27 protein-coding genes and 2 tRNA genes are annotated in these 26,017 nt (G+C 59.6%); 8 read left to right on the top strand and 21 right to left on the bottom strand.

The features are described 5' to 3' along the window. Positions 1-105 precede the first annotated feature (105 nt). The 16 genes from AB5Y47_RS11995 to ruvA form a co-directional block, all read right to left on the bottom strand. A tRNA-Val gene (locus tag AB5Y47_RS11995) sits at positions 106-181 on the bottom strand. A gap of 32 nt (positions 182-213) precedes the next feature. After that, positions 214-289: transfer RNA gene (locus AB5Y47_RS11990), tRNA-Lys, on the bottom strand. A 174-nt stretch (positions 290-463) separates the two neighbouring features. Continuing rightward, positions 464-1,273 (bottom strand): tol-pal system protein YbgF, encoded by an 810-nt coding sequence (ybgF, locus tag AB5Y47_RS11985; protein WP_223956260.1) that lies wholly within the window; start codon positions 1,271-1,273, stop codon positions 464-466. A 157-nt stretch (positions 1,274-1,430) separates the two neighbouring features. Continuing rightward, a complete protein-coding gene (gene pal, locus AB5Y47_RS11980; RefSeq protein ID WP_010672877.1) occupies positions 1,431-1,955 on the bottom strand; it encodes a peptidoglycan-associated lipoprotein Pal in 525 nt (174 codons plus the stop codon). Between the two features lie 48 nt (positions 1,956-2,003). Beyond that, positions 2,004-3,329: a Tol-Pal system beta propeller repeat protein TolB gene (tolB, locus tag AB5Y47_RS11975; protein WP_041211016.1), complete on the bottom strand. Its 1,326-nt coding sequence runs from the start codon at positions 3,327-3,329 to the stop codon at positions 2,004-2,006. A 77-nt stretch (positions 3,330-3,406) separates the two neighbouring features. After that, complete coding sequence (gene tolA, locus AB5Y47_RS11970; RefSeq protein WP_266109977.1) at positions 3,407-4,537, bottom strand: cell envelope integrity protein TolA; 1,131 nt, start codon at positions 4,535-4,537, stop codon at positions 3,407-3,409. A gap of 5 nt (positions 4,538-4,542) precedes the next feature. Beyond that, positions 4,543-4,989, bottom strand: a complete 447-nt coding sequence (gene tolR / locus AB5Y47_RS11965) for a protein TolR (protein WP_010672874.1) — start codon at positions 4,987-4,989, stop codon at positions 4,543-4,545. Beyond that, positions 4,989-5,675, bottom strand: a complete 687-nt coding sequence (gene tolQ / locus AB5Y47_RS11960; protein WP_010672873.1) for a protein TolQ — start codon at positions 5,673-5,675, stop codon at positions 4,989-4,991. Before tolQ ends, tolR begins: the two co-directional genes overlap by 1 nt. After that, positions 5,665-6,072, bottom strand: coding sequence for a tol-pal system-associated acyl-CoA thioesterase (gene ybgC, locus AB5Y47_RS11955; protein ID WP_010672872.1), 408 nt, complete (start codon positions 6,070-6,072; stop codon positions 5,665-5,667). The genes tolQ and ybgC overlap by 11 nt, the downstream gene beginning before the upstream one ends. A gap of 286 nt (positions 6,073-6,358) precedes the next feature. Further along, positions 6,359-6,670 (bottom strand): cyd operon YbgE family protein, encoded by a 312-nt coding sequence (locus tag AB5Y47_RS11950; protein ID WP_368220265.1) that lies wholly within the window; start codon positions 6,668-6,670, stop codon positions 6,359-6,361. Continuing rightward, complete coding sequence (gene cydX, locus AB5Y47_RS11945; RefSeq protein WP_005331536.1) at positions 6,657-6,773, bottom strand: cytochrome bd-I oxidase subunit CydX; 117 nt, start codon at positions 6,771-6,773, stop codon at positions 6,657-6,659. The genes AB5Y47_RS11950 and cydX overlap by 14 nt, the downstream gene beginning before the upstream one ends. A gap of 14 nt (positions 6,774-6,787) precedes the next feature. Continuing rightward, a complete protein-coding gene (gene cydB / locus AB5Y47_RS11940) occupies positions 6,788-7,924 on the bottom strand; it encodes a cytochrome d ubiquinol oxidase subunit II (protein ID WP_010672870.1) in 1,137 nt (378 codons plus the stop codon). Positions 7,925-7,936: 12 nt separating this feature from the next. Further along, positions 7,937-9,493 (bottom strand): cytochrome ubiquinol oxidase subunit I, encoded by a 1,557-nt coding sequence (locus AB5Y47_RS11935; RefSeq protein WP_010672869.1) that lies wholly within the window; start codon positions 9,491-9,493, stop codon positions 7,937-7,939. Between the two features lie 686 nt (positions 9,494-10,179). Further along, a complete protein-coding gene (locus AB5Y47_RS11930; RefSeq protein WP_113979080.1) occupies positions 10,180-10,422 on the bottom strand; it encodes a hypothetical protein in 243 nt (80 codons plus the stop codon). A 10-nt stretch (positions 10,423-10,432) separates the two neighbouring features. Then, positions 10,433-11,443: a Holliday junction branch migration DNA helicase RuvB gene (gene ruvB / locus AB5Y47_RS11925; RefSeq protein ID WP_045523367.1), complete on the bottom strand. Its 1,011-nt coding sequence runs from the start codon at positions 11,441-11,443 to the stop codon at positions 10,433-10,435. 8 nt (positions 11,444-11,451) lie between these two features. Continuing rightward, positions 11,452-12,066, bottom strand: coding sequence for a Holliday junction branch migration protein RuvA (ruvA, locus tag AB5Y47_RS11920; RefSeq protein WP_010672867.1), 615 nt, complete (start codon positions 12,064-12,066; stop codon positions 11,452-11,454). Positions 12,067-12,298: 232 nt separating this feature from the next. Here ruvA and AB5Y47_RS11915 point away from each other — a divergent pair, with 232 nt between their 5' ends. The 3 genes from AB5Y47_RS11915 (at position 12,299) to AB5Y47_RS11905 (ending at position 16,996) form a co-directional block, all read left to right on the top strand. Further along, positions 12,299-14,308: a methyl-accepting chemotaxis protein gene (locus AB5Y47_RS11915; RefSeq protein WP_319885393.1), complete on the top strand. Its 2,010-nt coding sequence runs from the start codon at positions 12,299-12,301 to the stop codon at positions 14,306-14,308. A gap of 137 nt (positions 14,309-14,445) precedes the next feature. Further along, positions 14,446-16,170 carry a proline--tRNA ligase gene (locus tag AB5Y47_RS11910; protein WP_128296422.1) on the top strand — a complete coding sequence of 575 codons (1,725 nt, stop codon included), beginning with the start codon at positions 14,446-14,448 and terminating at the stop codon, positions 16,168-16,170. A 196-nt stretch (positions 16,171-16,366) separates the two neighbouring features. Then, positions 16,367-16,996, top strand: coding sequence for a PolC-type DNA polymerase III (locus AB5Y47_RS11905; RefSeq protein WP_210557397.1), 630 nt, complete (start codon positions 16,367-16,369; stop codon positions 16,994-16,996). A gap of 193 nt (positions 16,997-17,189) precedes the next feature. Here AB5Y47_RS11905 and AB5Y47_RS11900 read toward each other — a convergent pair whose 3' ends face one another. The 3 genes from AB5Y47_RS11900 to AB5Y47_RS11890 all read right to left on the bottom strand — a co-directional run bounded on the left by AB5Y47_RS11900 (position 17,190) and on the right by AB5Y47_RS11890 (position 19,051). After that, positions 17,190-17,870, bottom strand: coding sequence for an SDR family oxidoreductase (locus AB5Y47_RS11900; RefSeq protein ID WP_045523363.1), 681 nt, complete (start codon positions 17,868-17,870; stop codon positions 17,190-17,192). Between the two features lie 18 nt (positions 17,871-17,888). After that, positions 17,889-18,518: a TIGR04219 family outer membrane beta-barrel protein gene (locus tag AB5Y47_RS11895; RefSeq protein WP_043155850.1), complete on the bottom strand. Its 630-nt coding sequence runs from the start codon at positions 18,516-18,518 to the stop codon at positions 17,889-17,891. Positions 18,519-18,610: 92 nt separating this feature from the next. After that, positions 18,611-19,051: a copper chaperone PCu(A)C gene (locus AB5Y47_RS11890; protein ID WP_052814961.1), complete on the bottom strand. Its 441-nt coding sequence runs from the start codon at positions 19,049-19,051 to the stop codon at positions 18,611-18,613. Positions 19,052-19,140: 89 nt separating this feature from the next. On the opposite strand from AB5Y47_RS11890, the gene AB5Y47_RS11885 reads away from it, so the two are divergent. Next, complete coding sequence (locus AB5Y47_RS11885; RefSeq protein ID WP_368220264.1) at positions 19,141-19,890, top strand: enoyl-CoA hydratase; 750 nt, start codon at positions 19,141-19,143, stop codon at positions 19,888-19,890. A gap of 2 nt (positions 19,891-19,892) precedes the next feature. Here the strand turns inward: AB5Y47_RS11885 and AB5Y47_RS11880 are convergent, their stop codons facing one another. Continuing rightward, positions 19,893-20,321, bottom strand: coding sequence for a DUF2753 family protein (locus AB5Y47_RS11880; protein ID WP_010672859.1), 429 nt, complete (start codon positions 20,319-20,321; stop codon positions 19,893-19,895). A gap of 285 nt (positions 20,322-20,606) precedes the next feature. On the opposite strand from AB5Y47_RS11880, the gene AB5Y47_RS11875 reads away from it, so the two are divergent. Next, positions 20,607-21,281: a CatB-related O-acetyltransferase gene (locus AB5Y47_RS11875; RefSeq protein ID WP_323896150.1), complete on the top strand. Its 675-nt coding sequence runs from the start codon at positions 20,607-20,609 to the stop codon at positions 21,279-21,281. A 49-nt stretch (positions 21,282-21,330) separates the two neighbouring features. On the opposite strand, the gene AB5Y47_RS11870 is transcribed toward AB5Y47_RS11875, so the two are convergent. Next, on the bottom strand, positions 21,331-22,038 hold the full coding sequence (locus AB5Y47_RS11870) for a ParB-like protein (protein ID WP_202043344.1): 708 nt from the start codon (positions 22,036-22,038) through the stop codon (positions 21,331-21,333). A gap of 174 nt (positions 22,039-22,212) precedes the next feature. Between AB5Y47_RS11870 and AB5Y47_RS11865 the strand changes: the two genes are divergently transcribed. From AB5Y47_RS11865 to AB5Y47_RS11855, 3 genes are all read left to right on the top strand, one after another. Then, positions 22,213-23,817: an ABC transporter substrate-binding protein gene (locus AB5Y47_RS11865; protein WP_128318329.1), complete on the top strand. Its 1,605-nt coding sequence runs from the start codon at positions 22,213-22,215 to the stop codon at positions 23,815-23,817. A gap of 110 nt (positions 23,818-23,927) precedes the next feature. After that, on the top strand, positions 23,928-24,227 hold the full coding sequence (locus AB5Y47_RS11860) for a hypothetical protein (protein ID WP_010672856.1): 300 nt from the start codon (positions 23,928-23,930) through the stop codon (positions 24,225-24,227). 152 nt (positions 24,228-24,379) lie between these two features. Then, positions 24,380-25,939, top strand: coding sequence for a methyl-accepting chemotaxis protein (locus AB5Y47_RS11855; RefSeq protein ID WP_368220263.1), 1,560 nt, complete (start codon positions 24,380-24,382; stop codon positions 25,937-25,939). Positions 25,940-26,017: the final 78 nt, after the last annotated feature.

Raw genomic sequence — 26,017 nt, 5'->3', positions numbered from 1 at the left:
CGAACCTACGACCAATTGATTAAGAGTCAACTGCTCTACCGACTGAGCTAACGACCCACATCCTGAACCTTTCACCAACCGCATGTGGCGGCCAGCATTACAACATGGTGGTCGTTACTGGGCTCGAACCAGTGACCCCCTCCTTGTAAGGGAGGTGCTCTCCCAGCTGAGCTAAACGACCTGGGAATATTGTCTTCACCTGCTGTGAAGAAATGGTGGGTCGTGCTGGATTCGAACCAGCGACCAATTGATTAAAAGTCAACTGCTCTACCGACTGAGCTAACGACCCTCACCACGACCAGCGCCGACTGCATTACTGCTCCGGCTCTGACGGCGGCCTATATTACGGATTTATCATCCTGGCGCAATAGAAAAATCTTAAATTAAATCTGATTGTTCACTGCGCATACAAAGCACGGCGGTATTTACAAGAGTGTTACGAAAACAGTGACATGCAGCAATGTCACAGCTTGGCCAGACTCTGTTTGGCCAGCTGGGCCGGCGAGGTGTTGGGGTAACCCTTGATCACCTGCTCATAGAAGGCCTTGGCCTCTGTTTTTTTGCCGTCAAGCTGGGCGAGCATGCCGAGTTTCAGCAGGGCATCGGCCCGCTTGGGTGACTTGCTGTATTTGTTCGCCACCGTGGAGAACTGGCTCGCGGCCCCCGCCCTGTCGCCCTTGTTGAACATCAGCTGGCCAAGCCAGTAGTGGGCATTGGGAACATAGCTGGAGTTCGGGAACTGCTTGATGAACCCTTCGAAGGCAGGAATGGCCTTGTCGTAGTTCTTCTCCTTGAGCACCATGTTCACGGCCGCGTCGTAGGCCTGGTTCTCATCCTGGTTGGTGGAGTAGTTGGCTGCCGCGGCAGGAGGCGTTGCAGCACCTGCAGCAGGTGTTGCGGGCGCGGCGGCAGGCTGGCTGTTGGCCACCTTGTCGAGCTCTTGGTAGAGTTGGCGCTGGCGCTCCTGGGCCTGCTCCATCTGGTAGGTCTGCTGTTCCAGCTGACCACGCAGCTCGGAGACCTCCCCTTGCAGGGAGTCGACCTGTTGCTGCAGTTCGGCCTGCAGACGCAGACGGGCGTTGAGGGTACGCTCCAGCAGAGCAACCCGGTCTTCCAGGCTGCCGGTCGGTACGATGGCACCATTGTTGCCGCTCAGCACCACGCCGCTGCTGCCAGAATCCCCGCTCAGATCGCTCACGGGTGCCGCCGCTTGCGCATTCAAAGCAACCAACACGGCCAGCGCAACACCAGCTTGCTTGTACACAGATTTCATTCGGATCAAACCTTAGCGTTTAGTGCAAATAAAACGGCCAGCGCATAGTCGCTCGCTGATACAGATTTCATTCGGATCAAACCTTGACGTTTAGTGCAAATAAAACGGCCATCGAAATGGCCGCTTGCATATAAACGAACTTCGTTCGACTCAAACCTTAGTAAACCAGGACCGCACGGCGGTTCTTGGCAAAGGCTTCCTCGGTGTGGGACAGATCCAGCGGCTTCTCTTCGCCATAGCTGACGATGGAGAGCTGCTCGGCCTGCACACCCAGGGTTTGCAGATACTTGGCAACAGCCTTGGCACGACGCTCACCCAGCGCGATGTTGTATTCCGGCGTACCGCGCTCGTCGGCGTGGCCTTCGATCAGTACCTTGACGCTCGGACGTTCACGCAGGTAGCTGGCGTGGGCATCCAGCAGGTCGGCGTACTGACCCTGAATGTCGTAACCATCGTACGGGAAGTAGATCACGTTGTCGCGTTGCAGCGCTTCGAACTTCTGACGCATCTGCTCTTCCGGGGACAACATGCCGTTGGCGCCGCCGGTTTGTACACCGCCCATGCCGTCGGTCATGCCGGACTCGGCGCCAGCGGCGTCGGAGTCGGAAGAGGAGCTACAGGCAGCCAGGGTGAACAGTGGCAGTGCGATGGCCAGACCCTTGAGCAGTTTATTGAGTTGCATGCTATTTCCTTAAACCTTTATAACAAAACAAAAAACAATCGATTTTTATCAATTCAAGAAGGGCGACCAAGCTGGTGCACGAATTTCACCGCTACTGGTCGGAAGCACTGCCTTGAAGCGACCGTCGGTCGACACCAATGCAAGACTCTTACGACCCTGATAGATGGTGGCATAAATGATCATGCTGCCATTGGGAGCCACACTTGGCGATTCATCCAGAGCACTCTGGGTCAGTACCAGCATGGCTCCATTTTCCATATCCTGGCGAGCGATGCGATATTGTCCCTGAACCCGGGTCACCATCACCATGGACTTGCCGTCCGGTGTGATGGATGCCCCCTGGTTGGAATCCCCTTCCCAGGTCATCCGGCGAGTCATGCCAGTCGCCAAATTTACGCTATAAATCTGGGGTTTGCCACCACGTTCAGAGGTGAACAGCAAAGTTTGACCGTCCGGCATCCAGGAGGGTTCGGTGTCGATGGTGCGGTTATTTGTGACTCGAGTGAGTTGCTTGCTAGCAACATCAACGACATAGATGTCAGGCTGCCCATCTTTGGACAGAACGATAGCCAAACGACGACCATCTGGAGACCACTCCGGCGCACCGTTGATGCCACGGAAGCTGGTGATCAGACTGCGCTGCTGGGTGTAGATGTCCTGCACATAGATCTCGGACTTCTGGTTCTCAAAGCTCACGTAAGCCAGCTTGCTGCCATCCGGCGACCAAGCCGGGGACATCAGGGGTTCACGGGAGCGCAACAGAGTCTTCTCGTTGTAGCCGTCGTAGTCGGAGATCCGCAGCTGATACGGGAACTGGGTCCCCTGCTGCACGGAGACATAGGCCAGACGAGTCAGGAAGGCACCACGCTCACCGGTCAGACGTTCGTAGACGATGTCGGAGATGCGGTGGGCAAACTGGCGCATCTGGGCACCCGGGATGGTCGCCATGCGGCTGTCCAGGATGTAACCGTTCGCTTCACCGCCCTGGGTCTTGGCCAGCTGGCCTTTCAGGACGTCGACCAGCTCGAAGTTGATCTTGTAGGTGCCATCACCCACGGCGGCGATGGAGCCGACCACCACGGCTTCGACTCCCTGGGAAGCCCAGGGTGCGAAGTTGATCTCGCCGCTGGAGCTCGGCGTCTGCGGCATCTGGCCACGGGCCAGCGGCTTGAACTTGCCGCTGCGCATCAGGTCGTTGGAGACCACTTCCGCGATATCCTGCGGCAACTGGCCATTGCCCTCCCACTTGAAGGGAGCGATGGCGATGGGACGTGCACTGTCGATACCGCCGGTGATGACGATATCCAAGGCCGCCTGAGCACTCTGGCCCAGCAACAAACAGCCAACCAAAGCAAAAAACACTTTTCTGATCATGGCTTAAACTCTCAGTTCCAATTTGAGACTCAGTTCTCTGATCAACAACCCTTGCCAATCAAAGCAGAAACACTCTCTTAAATCGTTGGCGCTAGCTGAAGGCGTAGATCCTTCATCAATTCGAATGCCGCCGGATCCTTCGGCACCGGCAACTGGTTGGCCTTCAGCACCGCCGCCTTGCCGGAGCGGCAGACCGCCGGATCACCCTGACCGTTGTCCACCGAGATGACGAAGCCGCTACTGGCCAACTTGACACCGATAGTACATGTTTTGCCCCGCATGGTGGGATCCAAAATCATGTAGCGCTCGACCGTGGCCTTGATGAGGGCGGCATACTTGTCGACCTCACCCTTGGCGGCTGCCGATGCAGCCTGACTGCGCGCATTGGCCTCGGCGGCCAGCTGCTGCTCCATCATGGCTTCCATCTCTTTTTGCAACTTGGCCTCTTCGGCCGCCTTGCGCTTGCGCTCCGCCTCAATCTTGGCCTTTCTGTCAGCCTCGGCCTTCGCCTTTTTCTCTGCGTCAGCTTTTGCCTTCTTGTCCGCCTCTTCCTTCGCCTTCTTCTCGGCCTCGGCCTTGGCCTTCCTCTCGGCTTCCGCCTTCGCCTTTTTCTCGGCTTCGGCCTTGGCCTTCTTCTCGGCTTCCGCTTTCTTGGCCTTGGCCTCTTCCGCCTTGGCCTTCTCTTCAGCCTGCTTCTTCTCCAACTCTTCTTTTTTCTTCTTGAGCGCCAGCGCCTTGGCCTCTTCCGCCGCCTTGCGTTCGGCTTCGGCCTTCTTGGTCTTCTGCTCTTCCAGCTTGCGGGCTTCCTCGGCTTTCTGGGCCTTCTCTTCCGCCTGCTTCTGTTCAGCCTCTTTCTTCTGCTTGTCGGCTTCGGCCTTGCGGGTCGCCTCTTCGGCCTGCTTGCGCTTGGTCTCGGCGATACGCAGACGCTCCTGCTCCTGTGCCAGCTCGCGTTTGACGCGCTCAGCGTCTTCCTTGTCCTTCTGCTGCTGTGCAGCCTTGGGCTGGGCCTGCTTCTGCTGCTGGACCTGCTGCATTTGCTGCTCCAGCATTTCGCTGTCCATCATGACCGCATTGACGATCTGTCCCTTGGACTCGGGGCGCTTGGGTTTGCTGAAGTCGACACCGACCAGCAGGATGATGCCGATGATCAGATGCAGCAGCAGCGACGCGACGAGATAACCGGAAATACCACGCTTCACATCCATCTCCGTCAGTTCACCGGATCCGTCATCAGACCAACCTGAGGCACACCGGCTTTCTTGAGGGCCACCATCAGCAGGATCACCTCCTCGTAGCGCACGGACTTGTCACCGGCGACCACCACGGGCGCGTTCTGGTTGATGGCCAGATAGCCCATGGCCTTCTCGGTGATGTACTGCTGCATCGCCTCTGGTGTGCCGCTCGGTACGGGTTCGTCATCCGCCTCGCCGGCCTTGATGACGTACTCACCCTCGGTATTGACGCTGACGATGAAAGGCGGCTTGGAGTCTTCCGGCAACTGCTCGGACTCCGCCTGGGGCAGGTCGACCTTGACCCCCTGCGTGATCACGGGCGTGACCGCCATGAAGATGATGAGCAGCACCAGCATGACGTCGATATAGGGCACCACGTTGATCTCGGCGACCTTCTTGCGTTTGAGCCGCTGATAGGTTTGCATTACTTCTCACCCTGCTGTGCGATTTGGCGGTTCAGAATGGTGGTGAACTCGTCCATGAAGTTGGCGTAGGCGTTTTCCAGCCGTTCGACCTTGTTGGTGAAGCGGTTGTAGAAGATAACAGCCGGGATGGCGGCAAACAGACCCATGGCGGTGGCGATCAGCGCCTCCGCGATACCCGGTGCCACCATCTGCAGGGTCGCCTGCTGAACCTGGCCCAGAGCGATAAAGGCGTTCATGATCCCCCAGACGGTACCGAACAGACCGATATAGGGGCTGATGGAACCGATGGTCGCCAAGACCGGCAGGTTGGACTCGAGATCGTCCACTGCACGGGACAGGGAAACGCGCATGGCGCGATAGGTACCGTCCATCACCGCATCCTGACCGCGGGCACCGGCCTTGAGCAGGCGAGCATACTCCTTGAAGCCGGAGTAGAAGATGTCTTCCATGCCTTCGATGTCGTCACGACGGGAGGAGGACTCCTGGTAGAGACGATTGAGGTCGACCCCGGACCAGAATCTGTCTTCAAACTGCTCCGAGGCGAGGTTGGCCGCCTTGATGGCCTTGGAGCGCTGGATGATCAGCGCCCAGGAGACGACCGACATGCCCATCAGGGTCATCATGACCAGTTTCACCAACAGACTGGCTTGCCAGAACAGGCCAATAAACGAAATTTCAGCGTGCACTTAACAGCACTCCCTTGATTTTTTCAGGTATTGCAACAGGTTTCATTTGCGGATGACTGACACAGGCGATCTGTACCATGGCCTGAGTGATCAGCCGTCCATCAGCCGCCAGGATCTGCTGTGAAAAACGCATGGAAGCGCGTTTCACTTCAGTTACTTGCGTCATTACGGTCAGCAGTTCATTGAAGCGGGCCGCCGCGCGGAAGTCGATTTCGGTGCGACTCACCACAAACGCGATCCCCGCCTGCAGCAGGACATCCTGTTCGATGCCGCCTGCGCGCAGGAATTCGGTGCGGGCCCGTTCCATAAACTTGAGATAATTGGCGTTGTAGACGATGCCTCCGGCATCCGTGTCTTCGTAGTAGACACGCACCGGAAACTCAGAGACTTCCCCCATAAAAATCTGTGATCCATTCGACAGTCAGATGGGGGGCTATCATAGCGCAGGGCTGAATAGGAAAGAAGCAGGGGGAGACAGGGAAATCCCCTCTCTCCCTGTTTTTTATGGCGTGCAGCAGCGCCGACAGGCCGAAGACCACAGGGCTGTCAGCATCACAAGAAAAGCGGACAAGAGAAGTGGCTGCGAGCGGCGTGACAAGCGAGGTTCTGTCGCTCTGACCGGGCGGCGGCACGCCCCTCAAAAAAGAAGAAGGAGGTGGGCTGATGCCGACCTCCTTCATCATTTATGGCAGGTAGTAGCTGCTGGTCAGCCAGAGCCCGCAGAGCATGCTGGGCAGGGCGAGCCAGGGGAAGAACAGCATGCGACCCACCAGGCTGCGCGGGTGAAACCCCAGTCCATGCATGACACCGCAACAGACCGCCCACATCAGCCAGGGCGCAAGCCAGAGGCCGTGCTCACTGGTATTGGCCGCGACTAGGTTGGGCGCCTGCAAGATGGCGACAGCCAGCAGGGCCGCCGCCAGCAGCATCAGACCTTGCCATGGCTGGCGCTCCAGAGGAGCGGCCAGCCGGGCGAGCCTGTCACTTGTCTTCATCAATCTGACGATCCAGGTTCTCGGTGTGCTCCAGCCAGAGCGCATTGATAATCCCAAACGCACAGGCCAGCAGCAGCCCCAGGATCCAGGTGAAATACCACATATCAGGGCACCTTCTTAGTAGAGCGATTGTTGGTTGTCTTCGATGTGCTTGTTACTCACCCGGCCGAACATCTTGATGTAGGTCCAGATGGTGTAAGCCAGCACGGTCGGCACGAAGACGACTGCGACTACCGTCATCACCTTGAGGGTGTTGAAGGAGGCGGTGGAATCCCACATGGTCAGGCTCTGGGACGGCTCAAGGCTCGAGGGCATCACGAACGGGAACATGGAGAAGCCCGCGGTCAGGATGATGCCGGCGATGGCCAGGGAGGAGAACAGGAACGCCACCCAACCCTTGTCCAGCTTGGCCGCCACGGCGGTCAGCAGACACATCACCAGACCCAGCACGGGTGCGGCAATCATCCAGGGATAGAGGTTGTAGTTCTGCATCCAGGCACCGGCCTGCACCACCACTTCCTTGTGAAGGGGGTTGGTGACGGCGTCGGTGGCGACGGAACCCACAATCACATAACCATCCATGCCGCTCACCCAGACACCGGCCAGGGCGAACAGCACCAGGGTCAGCAGGGAGAAGATCATGGCGGCGGTGCGAGAGCGCGCCAGCACTTCACCTTCGGTCTTCATCATCAGCCAGGTTGCACCCTGGGTGATGATCATGAAGAGGCTCACCAGACCGGCCAGCAGACCGAACGGATTGAGCAGGCCAAAGAAGTTGCCGTGATAGGTCATCATCAGGAACTGGTTGAAGCTGAACGGTACGCCCTGCAGCAGGTTGCCGAACGCCACCCCGAAGATAACAGGGGGAATGGCGCTACCGGCAAACAGAGCCCAGTCCCAGTTGGAGCGCCACTTGGCGTCTTCCTGCAGGGAGCGGTACTTGAAGCCGACCGGACGGAAGAACAGCGCCATCAAGGTCAGGATCATGGCGATATAGAAGCCGGAGAAGGCCGCCGCATAGACCATGGGCCAGGCGGCGAACAGGGCGCCACCGGCGGTCACCAGCCAGACCTGGTTGCCTTCCCAGTGCGGCCCCATGGTGTTGAGCATCACGCGACGCTCCACATCCTTCTTGCCGACGAAGGGGAGCAGGGCGCCCACCCCCATATCGAAACCGTCGGTGATGGCAAACCCGATCAGCAGCACGCCGACCAGCACCCACCAGACCAGACGCAACAGTTCGTAATCAAACATGGGTCACTCTCCTTATGCCTTGCTCTGTTCGAAGTGGTACTTGCCCGTCTTCAGGCTGCTTGGGCCCAGGCGCGCATACTTGAACATCAGGTACATCTCGATGATCAGCAGTACTGTGTAGAACAGGAAGATCCCGATCAGAGAGAACCAGATCTCGGACGCAGGAATGTTGGATGCAGAGACATAAGTCGGCAGCATCTCGGCGATGGTCCAGGGTTGACGACCATACTCAGCGACAAACCAGCCAGCCTCGATGGCGATCCAGGGCAGCGGAATGCCGTACAGCAGCGCCTTGAGCAGCCACTTGCGCTCACCGATCTTGTGGCGGGTGCTGTCATAGAAGGCCAGACCGATCAGCACCAGCATCAGGATGCCGCAGGCAACCATGATGCGGAAGGCGAAGAACAGCGGCAGTACCTGCGGGATGGAGTCATCCACGGCAGCCTTGATCTGCTCGTCGGTGGCGTCGGTCACGTTGGGGGTGTAACGCTTGAGCAGGAGACCATAGCCCAGATCCTGCTTCACTTCGTCGAAGCGGGCGCGGGTATCGTCGGACTTGTCACCGGATTGCAGCTTGGTCAGCAGGTCGTAGGCGGTCATGCCGTTGCGCACGCGCAGCTCATGCTCGCTCTTGAGATCCTTGAGACCAGTCACCTGACCGTCGAGGGAACGGGTGGCGATGATGCCGAGGGCATAGGGGATCTTGATGGCGTAGTCGGTGCGCATCTCCTCCTGATTCGGGATCCCGAACAGGGTGAAGGATGCCGGAGCCGGCTCCGTGTTCCACTCGGCCTCGATGGCCGCCAGTTTCACCTTCTGCACTTCCCCGGTCTCGTAGCCGGACTCGTCACCCAGCACCAGCACGGAGAGGATGGAGGCCATGCCGAACGCGGCCGCGATGGCGAAGGAGCGACGAGCGAACGCCACATCACGATTCTTCAGCAGGTAATAGGAGGAGATCCCGAGCACGAACATGGCACCCGTGGTATAGCCTGCCGCCACGGTGTGGACGAACTTGACCTGTGCAACCGGGTTGAACACCAGGTCGGCGAAGCTCACCATCTCCATGCGCATGGATTCGAAGTTGAACTCGGCACCCACCGGGTTCTGCATCCAGCCGTTGGCGACCAGGATCCACAGTGCGGAGAGGTTGGTCCCGAGCGCCATCAGCCAGGTAGCCGCCAGGTGCTGGCGCTTGCTGAGACGATCCCAACCGAAGAAGAACATACCGACGAAGGTGGACTCCAGGAAGAAGGCCATCAAGCCTTCGATGGCCAGCGGGGCCCCGAAGATGTCGCCGACATAGTGGGAGTAGTAAGCCCAGTTGGTACCGAACTGAAACTCCATGGTGAGCCCGGTGGTAACCCCGAGGGCAAAGTTGATACCAAACAACTTGCCCCAGAACTTGGTCATGTCCCGGTACACTGTGTTGTTGGTCATCACATAGACAGACTCCATGATCGCCAGGATGAAGGCCATCCCCAGCGTCAAGGGTACAAACAGGAAGTGATAAAGGGCCGTCGCAGCAAATTGGAACCGCGATAGGTCTACCACATGCTCAGCAATCATGATGTTTCCTCACCGATTATTGGCACGGCTATTTTAAGTTTTAAGGACAAAGCTTCCATTGGAAGTCCCCGAACGGTCGGTCACCCCTCGCGGACTGACCGGATTCGACTGCCACCACATTAACAACAAGGCAATATACAGGAACAAAAAAAGCTAATGTTTAACATCTAATAAACAATAACCAGGGTTCTATTCCCGCCTATAATGATCGCTGTTTTATATCACCTTTATTTGATTGAAATCAATGTAAAACCACCCTCAATACATGTTTTTTCAAGGTAACTTATAGGGCTTTCCCCATTAATTATGGGAGCTTCATCACAAAAAACGATAAGTCGTAAATAATTGATTTAAATCAATTTTATGACCAACCAAAATAGTTTCAATTCTGTTAAACAAATACGCAACCCCGGAAATAAAGCCTTCGCATCTCGATTATTTCAATAAATGGCCAGGCTCATCCAAAAATCAATTTAAACCCAGTAAAAACACATGTTTATGCGGATTGATACCCCCACCAAAATCATTAGTTTATCTAATCAAAAGCCCATAGATTTTCTTGTTTGCCCCACCCGGAAAGAGCTCCTACAATGCGCCTCGCAGTGAGGGCATACCTCTGAATACAGGCCGGTCATTCCGGGTTCCCGGTACGTATTCGATGAACATTTCGAACCTGTTTGTTGGGATTAATGATGAAAAAGTTTGTTGCCAAGACCATCCGTTACTACAAGCTTTCTTTCGTTCAACTCTATCAAATGAACCGACTCTGAAGCCTCGCGACGGCTCCTCTGTTTTTTCCCGACCGGTCTGCAGACGCTCTCACTGTCTGTGAACATCCATCCTGAATTGTCTTTGCCCACCGCCTGTGCCGTGGGCTTTTTTTTGCCTGCAAAACAAAAAGCCGCCTCAAGGGCGGCTTTTTGGTTCATATCGCAACGTCTACTGATCTGCCGGTCGTTCCAGACCAAAGTGTACGTAGGCTCTCTGAGTTGCGATCCGCCCTCTGGGTGTACGTTGCAGATAGCCTTGCTGGATCAGATAAGGTTCCAGCACATCTTCTATGGTGTCCTTCTCCTCACCGATGGCGGCGGCCAGGTTGTCGAGCCCGACGGGCCCCCCCATAAACTTGTCGATGACGGCCAACAATAGCTTGCGATCCATGAAGTCGAAACCTTCATTGTCCACGTCCAGCATGTCCATGGCACGGGCCGCAATGGGTCCGTCAATTCGCCCGTCAGACTTCACCTGGGCAAAATCTCGTACCCGCCTTAACAAACGGTTAGCAATGCGCGGTGTCCCCCGGGAGCGACGGGCTACCTCGAGAGCGCCGTCTTCCGTCATGTCGAGCCCGAGGCAGCGGGCGCTGCGAGAGACGATATCGGTCAGGTCCTTGACGTTGTAAAACTCGAGGCGCTGCACGATGCCAAACCGGTCACGCAGGGGGCTTGTGAGGGAGCCGGCCCGGGTGGTGGCACCGATCAGGGTGAAGGGAGGGAGATCGAGCTTGATGGAGCGGGCCGCTGGCCCCTCCCCTATCATGATGTCGAGCTGATAATCCTCCATCGCCGGGTAGAGCACCTCCTCCACCACCGGACTAAGGCGGTGGATCTCGTCGATGAACAACACGTCGTTCGGTTCGAGGTTGGTGAGCAGTGCCGCCAGATCGCCGGCCTTCTCCAGCACGGGGCCCGAGGTGGTCTTGATGTTGACCCCCATCTCGTTGGCGACGATGTTGGCCAGCGTGGTCTTGCCAAGGCCGGGAGGCCCGAAGATCAGCAGATGATCGAGGGCCTCCCCGCGCTGGCGGGCGGCCTCGATGAAGATCTCCATCTGATCGCAGACGTGATCCTGTCCGGTGTAATCGGCCAGCTTTCTGGGCCGGATGGCCCGATCGATGATCTCGTCCTCACGGGCGGCACCAGCCGAGATGAGGCGATCCGCTTCAATCATTGTCTACCTCACACCAGGCTGCGCAGGGATTCACGAATGATCTCCTCTACCGACATGCCGTCGGCGGCCACCTTGCTGACGATCTGGCTGGCCTGCTGCGGCTTGTAGCCGAGGGCCACCAGTGCACTGGCCGCCTCCTCGCTCGCATCCGGGGCTCGCAGCGGGCTCTCTTTCGCGGGCAGGGTGATTTCGGCCGGGGAGAAGAGATCGTGGCTGACCCAGCCCTTGAGGCGGTCTTTCATCTCCACCACCAGGCGCTCGGCGGTCTTCTTGCCCACGCCGGGCAACTTGACCAGGGAGCTTATCTCCTCGCGCTCGACGCTCATCACAAACTGGGTGGCCGTCATGCCGGAGAGAATGGCCAGGGCAAGCTTGGGACCGACCCCGTTGGTCTTGATCAGCTCGCGAAACAGCGCCCGCTCCTGCTTGTGGTTGAAGCCGTAGAGCAGCTGGGCATCTTCACGCACCACGAAGTGGGTGTGAATGACGGCCTCCTTCCCGAGTTCGGGCAGATCATAGAAGCAGCTCATGGGCATATGAACCTCATATCCCACCCCTCCGACTTCCAGCAACACCTCGGGGGGTTGCTTCTCGATGATGACGCCTCTCAAGCGACCGATCATGTTCTTTTCCTCGCCACGCAGACTCTCGCAAATTGGGTCATAGCATAAAGAATAACTGGATAAGTATCCAGCATAGGTCCATGCAGAACATGGGATGACCAGCTCTTCATACCCGGCCATTTCCCTCGTTCAGAACACAGTCTGTCACTTTATTTTCCATCGGGGATGGCACATCTTCGTCATTGATTGAACACTGAAATGGTCTTGTTCGGCACCAGGGAAGGCTTGAATCATGAAAATCGTCACCACATCCAACCTCGGACTCACCATTCTGCTCGGCTGCACCCTGGGCATGGGGGCGATCGGCTGGTATGGCAGCCAGCGGCTGGCTGATCTGCTCTCCTACGTCCTGGGTGCCGCCTGGCAGACGGCAGATGGTGCCATGGAGGGCTCCATCGAACTCGGCAACCAGTCGCTCTATATCCAGAAGATGCTCTCGGGGATCCCCCTCGACGCACCGGAGCTGCAACGGGCAAAAGAGGCGGCCAGCGACGCTTTGCGCCGGGTGGAGCAAGGCGGGCTCATCGATGCGGCGGCCATTACCACGCTGAAGCAGCATGAGCAGACCTATCAGCAAGAGCAGGCACAGCTGCTGACCCTCTATCGCACCTTCACGAGCGCCGATGAGGCGCTGCGTGCCAGTTCGGAACGCATGTCACGCCTCTCGACCAGGCTGGAGGTGATCGGTGACGAGGCCGTCGAGAGCCTCACCCGCTCACCGGATCAGGCCATCAGCTGGAACGGCGGCCTCGCGACCCGCTGGCAGGCGGCCGATGGCGGCATGGAGGCCAACATCGGATTCCTGCGCCAGCTCTATGCGTTGGAGAAGATGCAGAGCGAAGGCCCCACTCCTGCCATCCAGGCCGAGCTGGCACAAGCCACCCGCTTCTATCAGGACGCGGTTGACGGCATGCTGGCAACCGGCCAGTTCGATGTGCCCGGCGACGGGGAGTTTGCAGGCCAAATGCTCTCCACCCAGTATCGTGCCCTGCAAGCCGACAATGCCCGCCTGATCCGTGAATGGACCACAGCCCTGAGCGCTTATCAGAACCAGCTGGCCCGTTACGAACACAGTGCCGACCAGCTCAGGCTGGCTCTGGTCGAGGTCGAGGCCCAGGGGGACGCCACCGTCGAGGATCAGGTTCACCAGCTCAACGCCATCATCGACTACACCAGGGGACTCATCCTGGGGGGCTTGCTGCTCAGCCTGCTGATCGTCACCTGCTGCGGCTTCTGGCTGGTACGCACCATTGTTCGTCCGCTACTCCAGGTCGACAAGCGCATGCAGGACATCGCCGCCGGGGAGGGAGATCTCAATGCCCGCATCAACCTCTCACGCGACGACGAGATTGGCTCCCTGGCCGGCAGCGTGGATCGCTTCATCGAGAAGCTGCAGAAGATGATCAGCGCCACCATGGACAACAACCAGCACATCAACCAGCACGTGCACACCTCGGTCAACCGGGTCCAGGCCATCAGCCAGAGCAGCCGCCAGACCGCAGCGCATGCCCAGGCGCTGCACCACGACAGCGAGCAGATGGTGCAGGTGGCCACCACCATCTCGGACAACTGCAACCTGGCGGCACACAACGCCAATGAGGTGCGCCAGCTCACCACGCAAAGCAGCCAGTATGTCTCCTCCGCCACCGCCGGCATGCAGCGGGTGGTCATGGAGGTGGGTGAATGTGCCACCGCCATCAACGCCCTCAAGGAGCAGGCAGGGCAGATTGGCCAGATCATCTCCACCATCAGCAATATCTCGGAGCAGACCAACCTGCTGGCACTCAATGCCGCCATCGAAGCCGCCCGGGCGGGCGAGATGGGGCGCGGTTTTGCCGTGGTGGCCGACGAGGTGCGCACCCTGGCCAATCGCACCGCCACCTCCAGTGCCGAGATAACGGACGTGATCAACAGCATCCAGCAGCAGACAGAGCAGGCCTATCTGATGATGCAACGCAACCTGAAAACCGTGGAATCGGGTATGGCGGACTCCGACAACACCAAGCAGATCCTGTTCAAGGTAGAAGAGGCCATCGATCAGCTCGCCGACATGGTGCAACAGGTGGCAGAGGCGACCAGCCAGCTCTCCCACACCCTGGGGCACACCACGGGCAAGGTTTCGGATATCAGCCTGCAGGCCCAGACGGGCGAACAGGAAGCCCAGGAGTGCCTGCAACTGGCCTCCTCCCTCCATCAGGCCAGCCAGCAGCAACAGCAGTTGCTGTCGCAATTTCGGGTCTAGTGCGGGAGGGGCAAGGCCCCCGCCCTCCCCCCAGCGCCGCTGAATTTAGCCCTTGGGCCGGGGGGCTTCGCCTGTTAAAATTCCGCACTTGAAATTTTCCAGGGCCAAGCGGCCCGAACTAGCGAAGGTCTACCGCGATGCGTACCAGCCAATATCTGCTTTCCACTCTCAAGGAAACCCCCTCCGACGCTGAAGTTGTCAGCCACCAGCTGATGCTGCGCGCCGGGATGATCCGCAAACTCGCTTCCGGCATGTACGCCTGGCTGCCGACCGGCCTGCGGGTCCTGAAGAAGATTGAAAACATCGTCCGCGAAGAGATGAACAATGCGGGTGCCGTCGAAGTGTCCATGCCGGTGGTACAGCCCGCCGAGCTGTGGCAGGAGTCCGGCCGCTGGGATGACTACGGCCCCGAGCTGTGCCGCCTGACCGACCGTCACAACCGCCCCTTCGTGCTGGGGCCGACCCACGAAGAGGTGATCACCGCGCTGGTCCGTTACGAAGTGAACAGCTACAAGCAACTGCCGCTGAATCTGTACCAGATCCAGACCAAGTTCCGCGATGAAGTGCGCCCCCGTTTCGGCGTGATGCGTGGCCGCGAATTCCTGATGAAGGATGCCTACTCCTTCCACATCGACAAGGCCTCCCTGGTCGATACCTATGAGAAGATGCACGCGGCCTACTGCACCGCCTTCACTCGCATGGGTCTGAACTTCCGCCCGGTGCAGGCCGATACCGGCTCCATCGGGGGCACCGGCTCCCACGAATTCCAGGTGCTGGCCGAGAGCGGTGAAGACTTGATCGCCTTCTCCGATACATCCGATTACGCCGCCAACATCGAGATGGCCGAAGCCCTGGCACCGGCTGGCGAGCGCGCTGCCGCAACCAAAGCCCTGACCAAGGTGGCCACCCCGGCCGTCCACACCATCGACGAAGTGGCCGCTTTCCTGAACGTGGCGCCGACCGCCATCGCCAAGACCCTGCTGGTACTGGCCGAGGAAGACGAGCACGGCAAACAGGCCGTCATCGCCCTGGTATTGCGTGGCGACCACGAGCTGAACGAAATCAAGGCTGAGAAGCTTTCTGGCGTGGCTAACCCGCTGACCTTCGCCAATGACGAGCAGATCAAAGCGGCCGCCGGTTGCGATGCAGGCTCCATCGGCCCGGTCGGCTTTGCCGGTCGCATCATCGTCGATCGCAGCGCCGCCCATCTGAGCGATTTTGTTTGCGGCGCCAACGAGACCGGTTTCCACCTGACCGGTGCCAACTGGGATCGCGACATCACCTCTTTTGAGGTTGCCGACCTGCGCAACGTGGTAGAAGGCGACCCGAGCCCGTGCGGCCAGGGCAAGCTGCTGCTCAAGCGCGGTATCGAAGTGGGCCACATCTTCCAGCTGGGTACCAAGTACTCCGAAGCGATGAAGGCGAGCGTGCTGAACGAAGGCGGCAAGTCCGTCACCATGGAGATGGGTTGCTACGGTATCGGGGTTTCCCGTCTGGTGGCTGCCGCCATCGAGCAGAACAACGACCAGTACGGCATCATCTGGCCGGACGCCATCGCCCCGTTCGAAGTGGCCATCGTGCCGATGAACATGCACAAGTCCGAGCGCGTGGCCGAGCAGGCACAGCAGTTCTACGCCGAGCTCAAAGCCGCCGGTGTGGACGTGCTGTTTGACGACCGCAAGGAGCGCCCGGGGGTGATGTTCGCCGACATGGAGCTGATCGGTGTGCCCCACGCCATCGTCATCGGTGACCGTGGTCTCGACAACGGCGTGGTGGAGTACAAGTGCCGCCGCTCCGGCGAGAAGCAGGAAGTGGCGATCAAAGAGATCGTTGCCCTGCTCAAGGCCAAGCTGGGTCGCTGATAACGCGACATACCGCCTTTCGCTTTTCATAGGAAAGCCCCGAGTGCCACGGCACTCGGGGCTTTTTATATGGCTCTCAGCCATGATGCACAAAAATGCGTCTCCAGCGTGAACCAATGAGATAACTGCATTGCCCTGTACACGGCACGGCTGATTTCCTAGACTGGCGCTCTTTACCCAGCTTGCCCGATAAGTTATGTCCATCGCCTCAGCCAATACCGTTGTCGTGCTCGACTTCGAGACCACAGGGCTTTCACCCGGACAAGGGGATAGAGCCATCGAGATCGGTGCCGTCAGAATCAAGGATGGTTATATCAGTGAGCGTTTCTCGGCATTGATGAATCCGGGCTTCAACGTGAGCAGCTTCATCGAGCAATATACCGGGATCAGCAATGCCATGCTGAAACAGGCTCCCCCCTGTAACGAGGTGATAGCGGATTTCGTCGACTTTATCGGTGATGACAATCTGGTCGCCCACAACGCCTCCTTCGACAAGCGCTTTCTGGATGCGGAAATAGAGCGATTGCCGGCGCAATACCGCGGCCAGTTCGCCTGTTCCCTGCTGCTATCAAGGCGCCTGTTTCCCGATGCCCCGGATCACAAGCTGGGTACCCTGGTGCAATACCGGAGCCTGCCCAATGACGGGGTGTTTCACCGTGCCCTGGCGGATGCCGAGGTGACGGCCCACCTCTGGCTTGCCTTGTTGGAAGAGTTGGCGTGTCGGCATGGCATCATCGACCCGGATTTTGAATGGCTGCTGACCCTTGGCAAGAAGCCAAAACAGGTGATTCCATCCTTCCTGCGGGAATATGCGACTCGGAAATAATATGTGCCGACATGCATCATCAATCATTCATGCCATGTCGGCACTGAATTTACCCGCCTTCACATCCATGATGGCCCGGCGTAAAGAGAGGCAGGCAAGCAGATAATTTAGCACTGCACATCAATGAAAAAGCGCGCCAAATGGCGCGCTTTTTTTTCCTTGTCATCTGGCGACGGGGCCGGTTCACGGCGCTTCAGGCATTGCGACCGATAAAGAGATCGGTCACATGGCAGCTGCTTCTCGCGGCCAGCGCATCCAGCATGTAGGCTGCCGCGTCCTCCGGCGTCATGAAACCACTCGAATCCACGTGATCCGAATTCTCCCAGAACTCGCTGCGGATCCCGCTCGGATAGAGGTTCACCAGTCGCAGGGGAGCACTCTTCAGCTCGGCCCGCAAGGATTCGAGAAAGCCGCGCATGCCCCATTTGGAGGCGCAATAGAGGCTCTCGTTGGCCTTGCCGGTCTGGGCAGCGGAGGAGAGCACATTCGCCAGCACCCCGCCCTTGTCGCCGATGAGGCGCACCGTCTGCTGGGCCACCAGTATGGTAGAGATGAGATTGCTCTCCACCACCCGGCGGATCTGCTCGGCGGTGTAGACACCCACCGGGCCGAACTCGCCGACACCGGCACAGTGGATCACCATGTCGGGCAGGCCGCCCCACTCCACCGCAGCGGCAAAGGCGACATCCACCTCTTCGTGGTGTGCGAGATCGGCGGCAATGCCGATCACCGCCTTGCCGAGCAGCTCTTCCTGCTCCTGCAGTTTCTGGTAACGGCGACCCATCATGGAAACCTGATGGCCGCGTTCAACCAGCCCTATGGTCAGGGCGCGGCCCAGTCCGGACCCCGCGCCAGTCACTATGATGTGGCCCATGTGTGCTCCTCAGGGAGATCAGAAGGTGAATTCACCACCGATGAACCAGCCGTCGATGGTCTGATCGACGCGATCGAAGTCCATCTCGGCCTCACGCCAGCCGGCGCGGATCTTGAGCGGCACGGAAGAGAACTTGTAGGAGCCGCCCAGACGGTAGTCGTAGTTGTCGGCATCCTGCACGCGGGCATCGCCGAAGGCGGCAAAGCCGGTCCCCGGGATGCGCACTTCGGCGCCGGTGTAGGCCATCAGCACATCCTTGTCATAGGAGTAGTGCTGGGTGTTGAAATCACCGTCGTAGCGACGACCGGTCAGACCCAGGTCGATCTGGAACAGGTCGTTGTTGAACAGGCGATAGTAGAGGCTCAGGTCGTAAGCCAGCAGATCGTTGTTGAAGCTGCCGCCGCTGCTGCTGAAGTCGGACATTTCGAACTTGGCGTTGGGCAGCAGCAGGATGCCGTGCTCCAGTTGCAGGTAGCCGCTCCAGTTGTAGTTCTCGTCGTAGCTGCCATCGGCACCCACGCTGCTGACCTGGCCACTTCCCTGGGCATTCCACAGATCGGCACCCGCCGCAAAACGCCAGTCATTGGCGGCCATGGCCCCATGGCTGAGCAGAGCCATCACAGTGCCGGCAATCAGGGTCTTCTTCATCACTTCGCTCCATTTTGGACTGGAAAGGCCATCATTTTACCCGCTGGGCAAGGAATACCTAGAGTAAAAAGCTGAACAAGCGTCCATAAATGTCAGTGCTTCATCCCTTTCATGGGTTCGACCGGCTTCACGGGCAGGCTCAGTGACAGCGTCTGACCATCGTCCAGGGTCAGGGTCAGCGGGAAGGGCGTGCCCTGGGCCAGGGTATGGATGTCGAACAACATGATGTGCAGGCTGCCGGGCTTGAGCACGGCCTCCCCCTTGGCCGGGATCTCGATGCTCTCCACCTGGCGCATCTTCATGACGCCGTTCTCGTGCAAATGGGTGTGCAGCTCGACACGGCCCGCCTCAGGGGACGCTCCCGCCACCAGTTTCACCGGTTTGTCCCCATCGTTCCTGAGCACCATGAACGCCGCCGTGTTCGGCGAGCCAGGGGGCAGCAGGCGCACATAACCATCGACTGCGTCGACCTTGGCCAGGGCCGGGGTGGCCAGAAGCAGTGCCATGGTGGAATAAAACGCACGTTTAAACATGGTTGAAATCCTTTTATGATGTTGTTAAACGAGACAAAGCTTACCCCTGTGGCAAGCTTTTGACAGCCCCCGACAACAAGGATTCAGACATGGCCCTCACAATTCTGGCCGAACAGCAGGACGGCTTGCTCACCCTGACCTTCAATCGCCCGGAAAAGCGCAATGCCCTCAACACGGAGACATATCTGGCGCTGACCGACGCACTGCGCCAGGCCGCCCGGGACGAAGAGGTCCATGTGCTGCTGTTGCAGGGCCAGGCGGAGTGCTTCACCGCCGGCAACGATCTGGCCGACTTTGTTGGCAAGCACGCCCTTGAGCCGGACGATCCCATCCTGCAATTTCTGCACACCCTGGCCGACTTCCCCAAACCGGTGATCGCCGCCGTGGGCGGCCCGGCAGTCGGCATCGGCACTACCCTGCTGCTGCACTGCGACCTGGTCTATCTGGGTGACAACGCCCGGCTGCAGCTGCCTTTCGTCGAGCTGGGGCTGGTACCGGAGTTTGCCGCCAGCTTGCTGCTGCCACGCGCCGTCGGTCACCTCAAGTCGGCGGAACTGTTGCTGCTGGCAGAGGCCATCGATGGAGAAGAGGCGCTGCGTCTTGGGCTCGCCAACCGGGTGCTGGCCCCGGCGGACCTGCTCCCCTTCGCTCGGGAGCAGGGACTGAAACTGGCGGCCAAGCCGCCGATGGCGCTCCAGAAGAGCAAGGCGCTGCTCAAGCAGGAGCTCAAACAGGCGGTGCATTTCGTCATCGACCTGGAAGCGCGCGCCTTCGCCCAGGCCCTGCAAGGGGAAGAGGCGCAAAGCCGCATCGCCAGCAAGCTGCAAAAACGGCGCTGAACTCAGTTGAGACGGAACCGGCCTATCAACTCGCAGCCCTGCACCCTGTCCTGCACCTGAATAAGCCGGGCAATCTCCGGATTGGGGTGGCGCTTCAAGAAGGAGAGCAGGGCGGCGCGGCAGCAGCCCAGCTCACTGATGAGGGATTCGCACTCCCGGTTGGGGCACTGGGGCACCAGGGCGGTGACCAGCTCGGAGGCGAGCTTGAGGTAGCGCAGTTCATAGGCGGGCTCTTCCATGGCACGCCAGAAGTCGGCCATGCGGTGACAGGTGGCGACCCGCATGCTGGCCAGTTCGTCCAGATCCCCGGAGGCCAGCTCATAGACTTCCCCCAGGGCCTGCTGATAGAGGCAGATCGCCGTGCCCAGAGCCCCCATGCCAAGGGCATTCTCCGCCTCCAGCATGTAACGTTGCCAGTTCTGATGTTCCATGTTCCTCTCCTTTGCCGACACGAGTGGAGTCTGTATCATGGCCAATCGAGAACAAATATCAACCAGACCCTTTGTGCTGGTTTTTATAGCACTTGGCTACCTGGGGGCGTCTCGATTACGATCCTCACCCTCGATATTCAACTGCATGCATCACTCATGACGCCTCGTCTCCCTCAAATGCTGGGCTGCTCCCTGCTCTGCATCCCCCGCATGCTGGTCTGGATCTATTAGCTGCGCTCAATCGAACGCCACTAACCAGATCCATCAACAAGAGGGAATACCAAGATGAAACCCTGCAAGCACTGGTCTCAGGTCGAATATCTGCACCTGACTGTGACCAATCCCAACATCTGTCTCAAGGGGAAGCACAGCTACTACTCCGGCGCCTGGGACGGTCCGTTCGAAGACGCCGCCGTACGCTATCTACATGGCGACAGCTTTAGCCGCCATCCCGACACTGGCTGGGAACCGCTATGGCACATCGACAGACTTCACATCGGCGACTACGTGCAGATCGCCGCAGGTGTGAAGATCCTGATGGGGGGCAACCATACCCACAATACCGACTTCATCAGTACTTATCCGTTTCTGGAGATGGAGGCACTCAAGCGCAGTTATCGACCGGCTGGCGATACCCGCATAGGCAATGATGTCTGGATCGGCATGGACACGCTGATTATGCCCGGAGTCAGTATTGGTGATGGTGCCATCATTGCAGCGCGCTCGCTGGTCAATCAGGATGTCCCCCCCTACGCCATGGTCGCAGGGACGCCCGCCAAAGTCCTGCGAATGCGTTTCGGCGATGACGACATCGTGCGACTGCAGGCGCTGGCCTGGTGGGACTGGCCCGATGAAAAGGTACAGGCGCTGCTCCCCTGGATCCAGCAAGGGGAAGTGTCCCTGCTAGAGCAAGCGGCCAAGCAGTGGCAAGAGCATTCGAGCCCACTCACTGGGCGCTGAATACAAAAAAGGGCGACCCAGTGTCGCCCTCTCTTGTGAATATATTTGCTCATTTCGCAATTTGTGACGGATTGACGCGACACTGCTTGCCGGGGTAACCAGGCAGATCCGCCGCCTTGCTGCTGCACGCCAGCCGTTTGGCTTCGGCGAGGCGATCCGCGAGGTTGACCTCATCGATCGGCTGCCAGGCCATCTGCTGGCCGAGCCAGCTGGCCCAGGCAAACTCGACGAAGTAGACCTGATCCTTCTTGCTGAAGTAGCCCGCATCCTGCAACAGCCCCGCCAGGGTGCGGTAGGGATAATCCGGCAACTCACCGATATGGCCGGGCAACTGCTCGGGAGTCAGGGGTTGACCCCGTTCATCCTTGAGCCAGGCCCAGTGGTTGTTCTGCATCTGGCTCCAGAAATTGGCCCTGTCCTGCAACCGTGCAATCACCTTGACCCTGACCTGCTTCACCCCCTGCTGCCACAGCGCCTTGGTCAGGTGGTGCCTGTCCACCAGCCAGTAACCCCCATCCGGCGCGATGACGATAGGGATCTCTTTCTTTTTCATCAGCTTGTCGAGCTGCTTCTCGCTCTTGTCCGCCAGCTCCCGGGCAGTGGTATCCACCTGCAACTGCCCCACGCCGCCCTGGGTGGGGTGCAGCGCCTCTATGTTCACCTCGCACCAGCTTCCCACCGGGCTGCTCTTCTCGCACGGGGCCAACGCCCAAGCGCCCTGGCTCAGCACGCAGACCAACAAGATCCATGCTCTCATCATTCTCTCCTTTTCCTGGCGCTCACGGCGCCCCTTCGTTGACAGCCGCATCGGATATCAATGGGACTCATGCTGGCGGTCTGACCAGCAAAGGGGATATCATGATTTCCCATCTGCCGGCGATGCATTCTCGCCGAGTTTTCTCCCCGCTTCACACATTTTGAAGGATTCACCATGAAAGGATGGAGCCCCCTGTTGGCCCTGCTGGGCTGTGCCTGCGTCCAGGCTGCCGATGTGCCGCCCGGCACCCCACTCGCCGCCGAACAGGCCGTCGTCCGTCATCTCAAGGATGAACCGGCGAGCCTGAGCCCTCTCAAGCTGGTGGGACTGCCGGAGCTGCAGGTCCTCAGAGACCTTTACGAGGGGCTGCTGACCCAGGGGCCGGACGGCAAGGTGCTGCCCGGGGTGGCATCCCGCTGGGACAACGAGGGGAACCAGACATTCACCTTCCACCTGAGGCCGGATGCCCGCTGGTCCAACGGCGACCCCGTGCGCGCCGCCGACTTCGTCTATGGCTGGCGCAAGCTGGTTGACCCCAGGGAAGCCGCCACTTTCGCCTGGTTCGCCCAGCTCGCCCGCTTCGACAAGGTGGACGACATAGTGGCAGGCAAGCTGGCCCCCGATGCGCTCGGGGTGGAGGCCGTCGATGACCATACCCTGAAGGTGACCCTCTCCCAGCCGGTGCCCTATTTCCTGAGCCTGCTGACCCATCCCAGCCTGTCGCCCCTGCACCGGGCCAGCATGGAACAATATGGCAACCAGTGGACCCAGCCCGGCAAGCTGGTGGGCAACGGCGCCTTCGTGCTGAGTCACCGGGTGGTGAACGAGAAACTGGAGCTGACGCCCAATCCCTACTACTGGGATCGCGCCCACACGGTGCTGACCCGCGTCACCTTCGTGCCCATCAACCAGGAGAGCGCGGCCACCCACCGCTATCTGGCCGGGGATCTGCACATCACCGAATCCTTCCCCAAGGAGCAGTACCAGAGCCTGATGGCCCAGATCCCGGGGGAGGTCTATACCCCGGAACAGCTCGGCACCTACTACTACGCCTTCAACACCCAGCGCCCGCCCCTCAATGATGTGCGGGTGCGCCAGGCGCTCTCCTACACCATCGACAGGGGCCTGATTGCCGACAAGGTGCTGGGCACCGGGGAGAAACCGGCCTACCACTTCACCCCGGACGTGACCGCCGACTTCGACCCCAAGCCCAATCTGCTCTCCACCAGCAGTCAGCAGGCGCTGGACGAGCGTGCCAGAGCCCTGCTGAAAGAAGCGGGCTACGGCCCAAGCAATCCTCTCAAGCTGACCCTGCTCTACAACACGGCAGAAATTCACAAGAAGATGGCGCTGGCCATCGCCAACCTGTGGAAACAGAAGCTGGGGGCCCGGGTCGAGCTCACCAATCAGGAGTGGAAGACCTATCTCGACAGCCGTCAAAGCGGCCAGTTCGAGGTGATCCGCTCCTCCTGGGTCGCCGATTACAACGACCCCTCCGCCTTCCTCGGGCTCTGGGGATCGGGCCACAGCGGCAACATGGCCCGGTTCGCCAACCCGGCTTACGACAAGCTGCTGGCGCAGGCGGCCAACAGTCAGGATCCCGCAGAACGGGCCCGCCTGTTCGATGAGGCCGAGGCCATCTTGCAGAAGGAGGCCCCCATCGCCCCCATCTACCAGTACACCAATGCCCGGCTCATCAAGCCCTGGCTCAAGGGGTATCCCATCAACAACCCGGAAGACGTGGCCTACAGCCGTCAGCTCTACCTCGTCAAACACTGAGTCCGGGGAGGGGTCGGGACATCTGACCCCTCCTGGCACTGTTCCTGTTCAAGTTCCCGGCATAAAATGCCGCCTCTTTTCATTCATCAACCCCGTGATCCGATCCTGCCATGCGTGCTCTGCTCTTGATTGCCCTGTTTGTTGCCCTTCCCGCCAAGGCCGCCGATGAAACCGAATGCCGCCAGGCCTTCCTCGAATGGATGTTGAGCCAGCAGAAGCAGTTCAGCGACCGCAAGGCCAGCAAGATGGAGCGGCGCAATGCCGAACGAGCCATCGATCAGGCCCGGGATGCCTTCGCCAAGCAGGAGAGTTTCTGCCAGGCCATGGCCTGGGTCGCCAGCGCAGAAGACAATGACCCCCGCTTCAAGCCGAGGACGGGGGAGATCCACGACTTCACCCCCCGCGGCTGAGCCCGCCATCTACGACTTTTTTCAGCCTTTCCCGTGTTGATTTATTGACCCAAGCCAAGGTGGTGTAACAGTCCGCATCTACAATGACGCCGTAACAATCACAAAAATAAAAAATAATTTTATCAGTTACTTGGCTCATTCAGGATGCGCACATGACCACAGCCCGGCACGAAGGGGAGATCCGTTTCCCCGATCACATATCACTGATCTCGACCACGGATCCCACCAGTCACATCACTTATGCCAACCAGCACTTTTGCGATGTGGCGGGCTACAGCGCGACCGAAATGGAAGGGGAGCCCCACAATCTGGTCCGCCACCCCGACATGCCCAAGGCCGCGTTCGCCGACATGTGGCGCCGCCTGCAACAAGGCAAGAGCTGGATGGGGCTGGTAAAGAACCGCGCCAAGAGTGGTCAGTTCTACTGGGTCAACGCCTACGTCACGCCGATTCTCAACGATCAGCAGCAGATCATCGAATACCAGTCTGTCCGCACCCGTCCCCAGGATCACGACATCGCCTGGGCAGAGCAGCTCTATGCCCGGATCCGTGACGGCAAGGCACTGCCCTGGCTGACCCGGCTGACCCTGGAGCCGGGGCAGCTGTGTCTGCTGCTCTCTGGCACCGCCCTGCTCGGCATGGGGGCCAGTCTGGTCACCGGCCAGCCGGGGTGGGGAGTCATCACCCTGCTCTGCTTGCTGGCCCAGATGGGACATGGCTGGCATCTGCAACGGCGGCTGGCCAGACTGCTGGCCACGGCGGGCGAGGAGCAGGGCAGCGCCCTTTGCCAGGTACTCTATGCCAAGCGTCAGGACAGCCTGGCCGCCCTTGAAGTGCTGCTGCGCATGAAGAAGGCGGAGCTGCGCGCCGTGGTGGGTCGCAGCGCGGACACCAACCAGCAGATCCTGCAGGCGGCGGAGGATGACAGGGGGCATATCCAGACCATAGACACTCACCTGCAACAGCAGCGGGCCCAGAGCGAGCAACTGGCGGCGGCCATCACCCAGATGAGTCAGTCCATCCGCGATGTGGCTGACAATGCCCACCAGGCCAATGCGCTGGTGGGCGAGGTCCAGCAGGTGTCCGCCAGTGGCCAGCAGGCGCTGGCCACCACCCGGGATTCGGTCGACAGGCTTCATCAGGAGCTGGACGCCAGCCAGGGCGTGCTGGCGCGCCTGACCCAGGACAGCCAGAAGATCAACGGCATTCTGGAGGTGATCGGGCAGATTGCGGATCAGACCAACCTGCTCTCCCTCAATGCGGCCATCGAGGCGGCACGGGCCGGTGAACAGGGGCGCGGCTTTGCGGTGGTGGCCGACGAGATACGGGCCCTGGCCCAGAAGACCCGCAGCTCCACCGGCGAGATAAGCGACATGATAGGGGCGCTGCAACAGAGCACCCGGCAACTGTCCGATGGCATGGAGCAGGGGGCCCAGACATCAGTGCTCTGTCAGCAGCACATGGGGGCCACCGCCGAGGTGCTCGACCAGATCAACCGGATGCTGGCCCGGGTGACCCACACCAGCGACGAGATAGCCCAGGCGGTGAGCCAGCAGGCGGATGTCACCAGCACCCTGGATCAGGGGATCCACCAGATCCACCAACTGGCGAGCCACACCGCGGACAACAGCCGTCAAGCCCTCGATGGCATCACCCTGCTGGTGGAGCGGCTGCAAAACCTCTCCCGCCTGATCAACCAGTTCCACGACTGACCCCCTTGCCGTGTAGTTTGGCGCGCCCCCGGGCGCGCTGCCGATCTCTCCTCTCCTTCACGACGACAGGCTCCCGCC

The sequence above is a fragment of the Aeromonas sp. R7-2 genome, from assembly GCF_040908105.1.
In the GTDB taxonomy this organism is placed as follows: domain Bacteria; phylum Pseudomonadota; class Gammaproteobacteria; order Enterobacterales; family Aeromonadaceae; genus Aeromonas; species Aeromonas caviae.
Note: the sequence above shows the minus strand (reverse complement) of the source record. Positions and strands in the feature narration are given on the sequence as shown.

Excerpts from the sequence above, each read along its gene's own strand:
- AB5Y47_RS11875 (WP_323896150.1), top strand. The coding sequence starts at position 20,607 with ATGAAACCCTGCAAGCACTGGTCTCAGGTCGAATATCTGCACCTGACT.
- pal (WP_010672877.1), bottom strand. The coding sequence starts at position 1,955 with ATGCAACTCAATAAACTGCTCAAGGGTCTGGCCATCGCACTGCCACTG.
- AB5Y47_RS11935 (WP_010672869.1), bottom strand. The coding sequence starts at position 9,493 with ATGATTGCTGAGCATGTGGTAGACCTATCGCGGTTCCAATTTGCTGCG.
- AB5Y47_RS11860 (WP_010672856.1), top strand. The coding sequence starts at position 23,928 with ATGCGTGCTCTGCTCTTGATTGCCCTGTTTGTTGCCCTTCCCGCCAAG.
- AB5Y47_RS11895 (WP_043155850.1), bottom strand. The coding sequence starts at position 18,518 with ATGAAGAAGACCCTGATTGCCGGCACTGTGATGGCTCTGCTCAGCCAT.
- tolR (WP_010672874.1), bottom strand. The coding sequence starts at position 4,989 with ATGCAAACCTATCAGCGGCTCAAACGCAAGAAGGTCGCCGAGATCAAC.
- AB5Y47_RS11950 (WP_368220265.1), bottom strand. The coding sequence starts at position 6,670 with ATGAAGACAAGTGACAGGCTCGCCCGGCTGGCCGCTCCTCTGGAGCGC.
- tolB (WP_041211016.1), bottom strand. The coding sequence starts at position 3,329 with ATGATCAGAAAAGTGTTTTTTGCTTTGGTTGGCTGTTTGTTGCTGGGC.
- tolA (WP_266109977.1), bottom strand. The coding sequence starts at position 4,537 with ATGGATGTGAAGCGTGGTATTTCCGGTTATCTCGTCGCGTCGCTGCTG.
- AB5Y47_RS11890 (WP_052814961.1), bottom strand. The coding sequence starts at position 19,051 with ATGTTTAAACGTGCGTTTTATTCCACCATGGCACTGCTTCTGGCCACC.
- AB5Y47_RS11865 (WP_128318329.1), top strand. The coding sequence starts at position 22,213 with ATGAAAGGATGGAGCCCCCTGTTGGCCCTGCTGGGCTGTGCCTGCGTC.
- ruvA (WP_010672867.1), bottom strand. The coding sequence starts at position 12,066 with ATGATCGGTCGCTTGAGAGGCGTCATCATCGAGAAGCAACCCCCCGAG.
- cydB (WP_010672870.1), bottom strand. The coding sequence starts at position 7,924 with ATGTTTGATTACGAACTGTTGCGTCTGGTCTGGTGGGTGCTGGTCGGC.
- AB5Y47_RS11885 (WP_368220264.1), top strand. The coding sequence starts at position 19,141 with ATGGCCCTCACAATTCTGGCCGAACAGCAGGACGGCTTGCTCACCCTG.
- AB5Y47_RS11900 (WP_045523363.1), bottom strand. The coding sequence starts at position 17,870 with ATGGGCCACATCATAGTGACTGGCGCGGGGTCCGGACTGGGCCGCGCC.
- AB5Y47_RS11870 (WP_202043344.1), bottom strand. The coding sequence starts at position 22,038 with ATGAGAGCATGGATCTTGTTGGTCTGCGTGCTGAGCCAGGGCGCTTGG.
- AB5Y47_RS11880 (WP_010672859.1), bottom strand. The coding sequence starts at position 20,321 with ATGGAACATCAGAACTGGCAACGTTACATGCTGGAGGCGGAGAATGCC.
- ybgF (WP_223956260.1), bottom strand. The coding sequence starts at position 1,273 with ATGAAATCTGTGTACAAGCAAGCTGGTGTTGCGCTGGCCGTGTTGGTT.
- ruvB (WP_045523367.1), bottom strand. The coding sequence starts at position 11,443 with ATGATTGAAGCGGATCGCCTCATCTCGGCTGGTGCCGCCCGTGAGGAC.
- AB5Y47_RS11915 (WP_319885393.1), top strand. The coding sequence starts at position 12,299 with ATGAAAATCGTCACCACATCCAACCTCGGACTCACCATTCTGCTCGGC.
- AB5Y47_RS11930 (WP_113979080.1), bottom strand. The coding sequence starts at position 10,422 with ATGAACCAAAAAGCCGCCCTTGAGGCGGCTTTTTGTTTTGCAGGCAAA.
- AB5Y47_RS11855 (WP_368220263.1), top strand. The coding sequence starts at position 24,380 with ATGACCACAGCCCGGCACGAAGGGGAGATCCGTTTCCCCGATCACATA.
- AB5Y47_RS11910 (WP_128296422.1), top strand. The coding sequence starts at position 14,446 with ATGCGTACCAGCCAATATCTGCTTTCCACTCTCAAGGAAACCCCCTCC.
- cydX (WP_005331536.1), bottom strand. The coding sequence starts at position 6,773 with ATGTGGTATTTCACCTGGATCCTGGGGCTGCTGCTGGCCTGTGCGTTT.
- AB5Y47_RS11905 (WP_210557397.1), top strand. The coding sequence starts at position 16,367 with ATGTCCATCGCCTCAGCCAATACCGTTGTCGTGCTCGACTTCGAGACC.
- ybgC (WP_010672872.1), bottom strand. The coding sequence starts at position 6,072 with ATGGGGGAAGTCTCTGAGTTTCCGGTGCGTGTCTACTACGAAGACACG.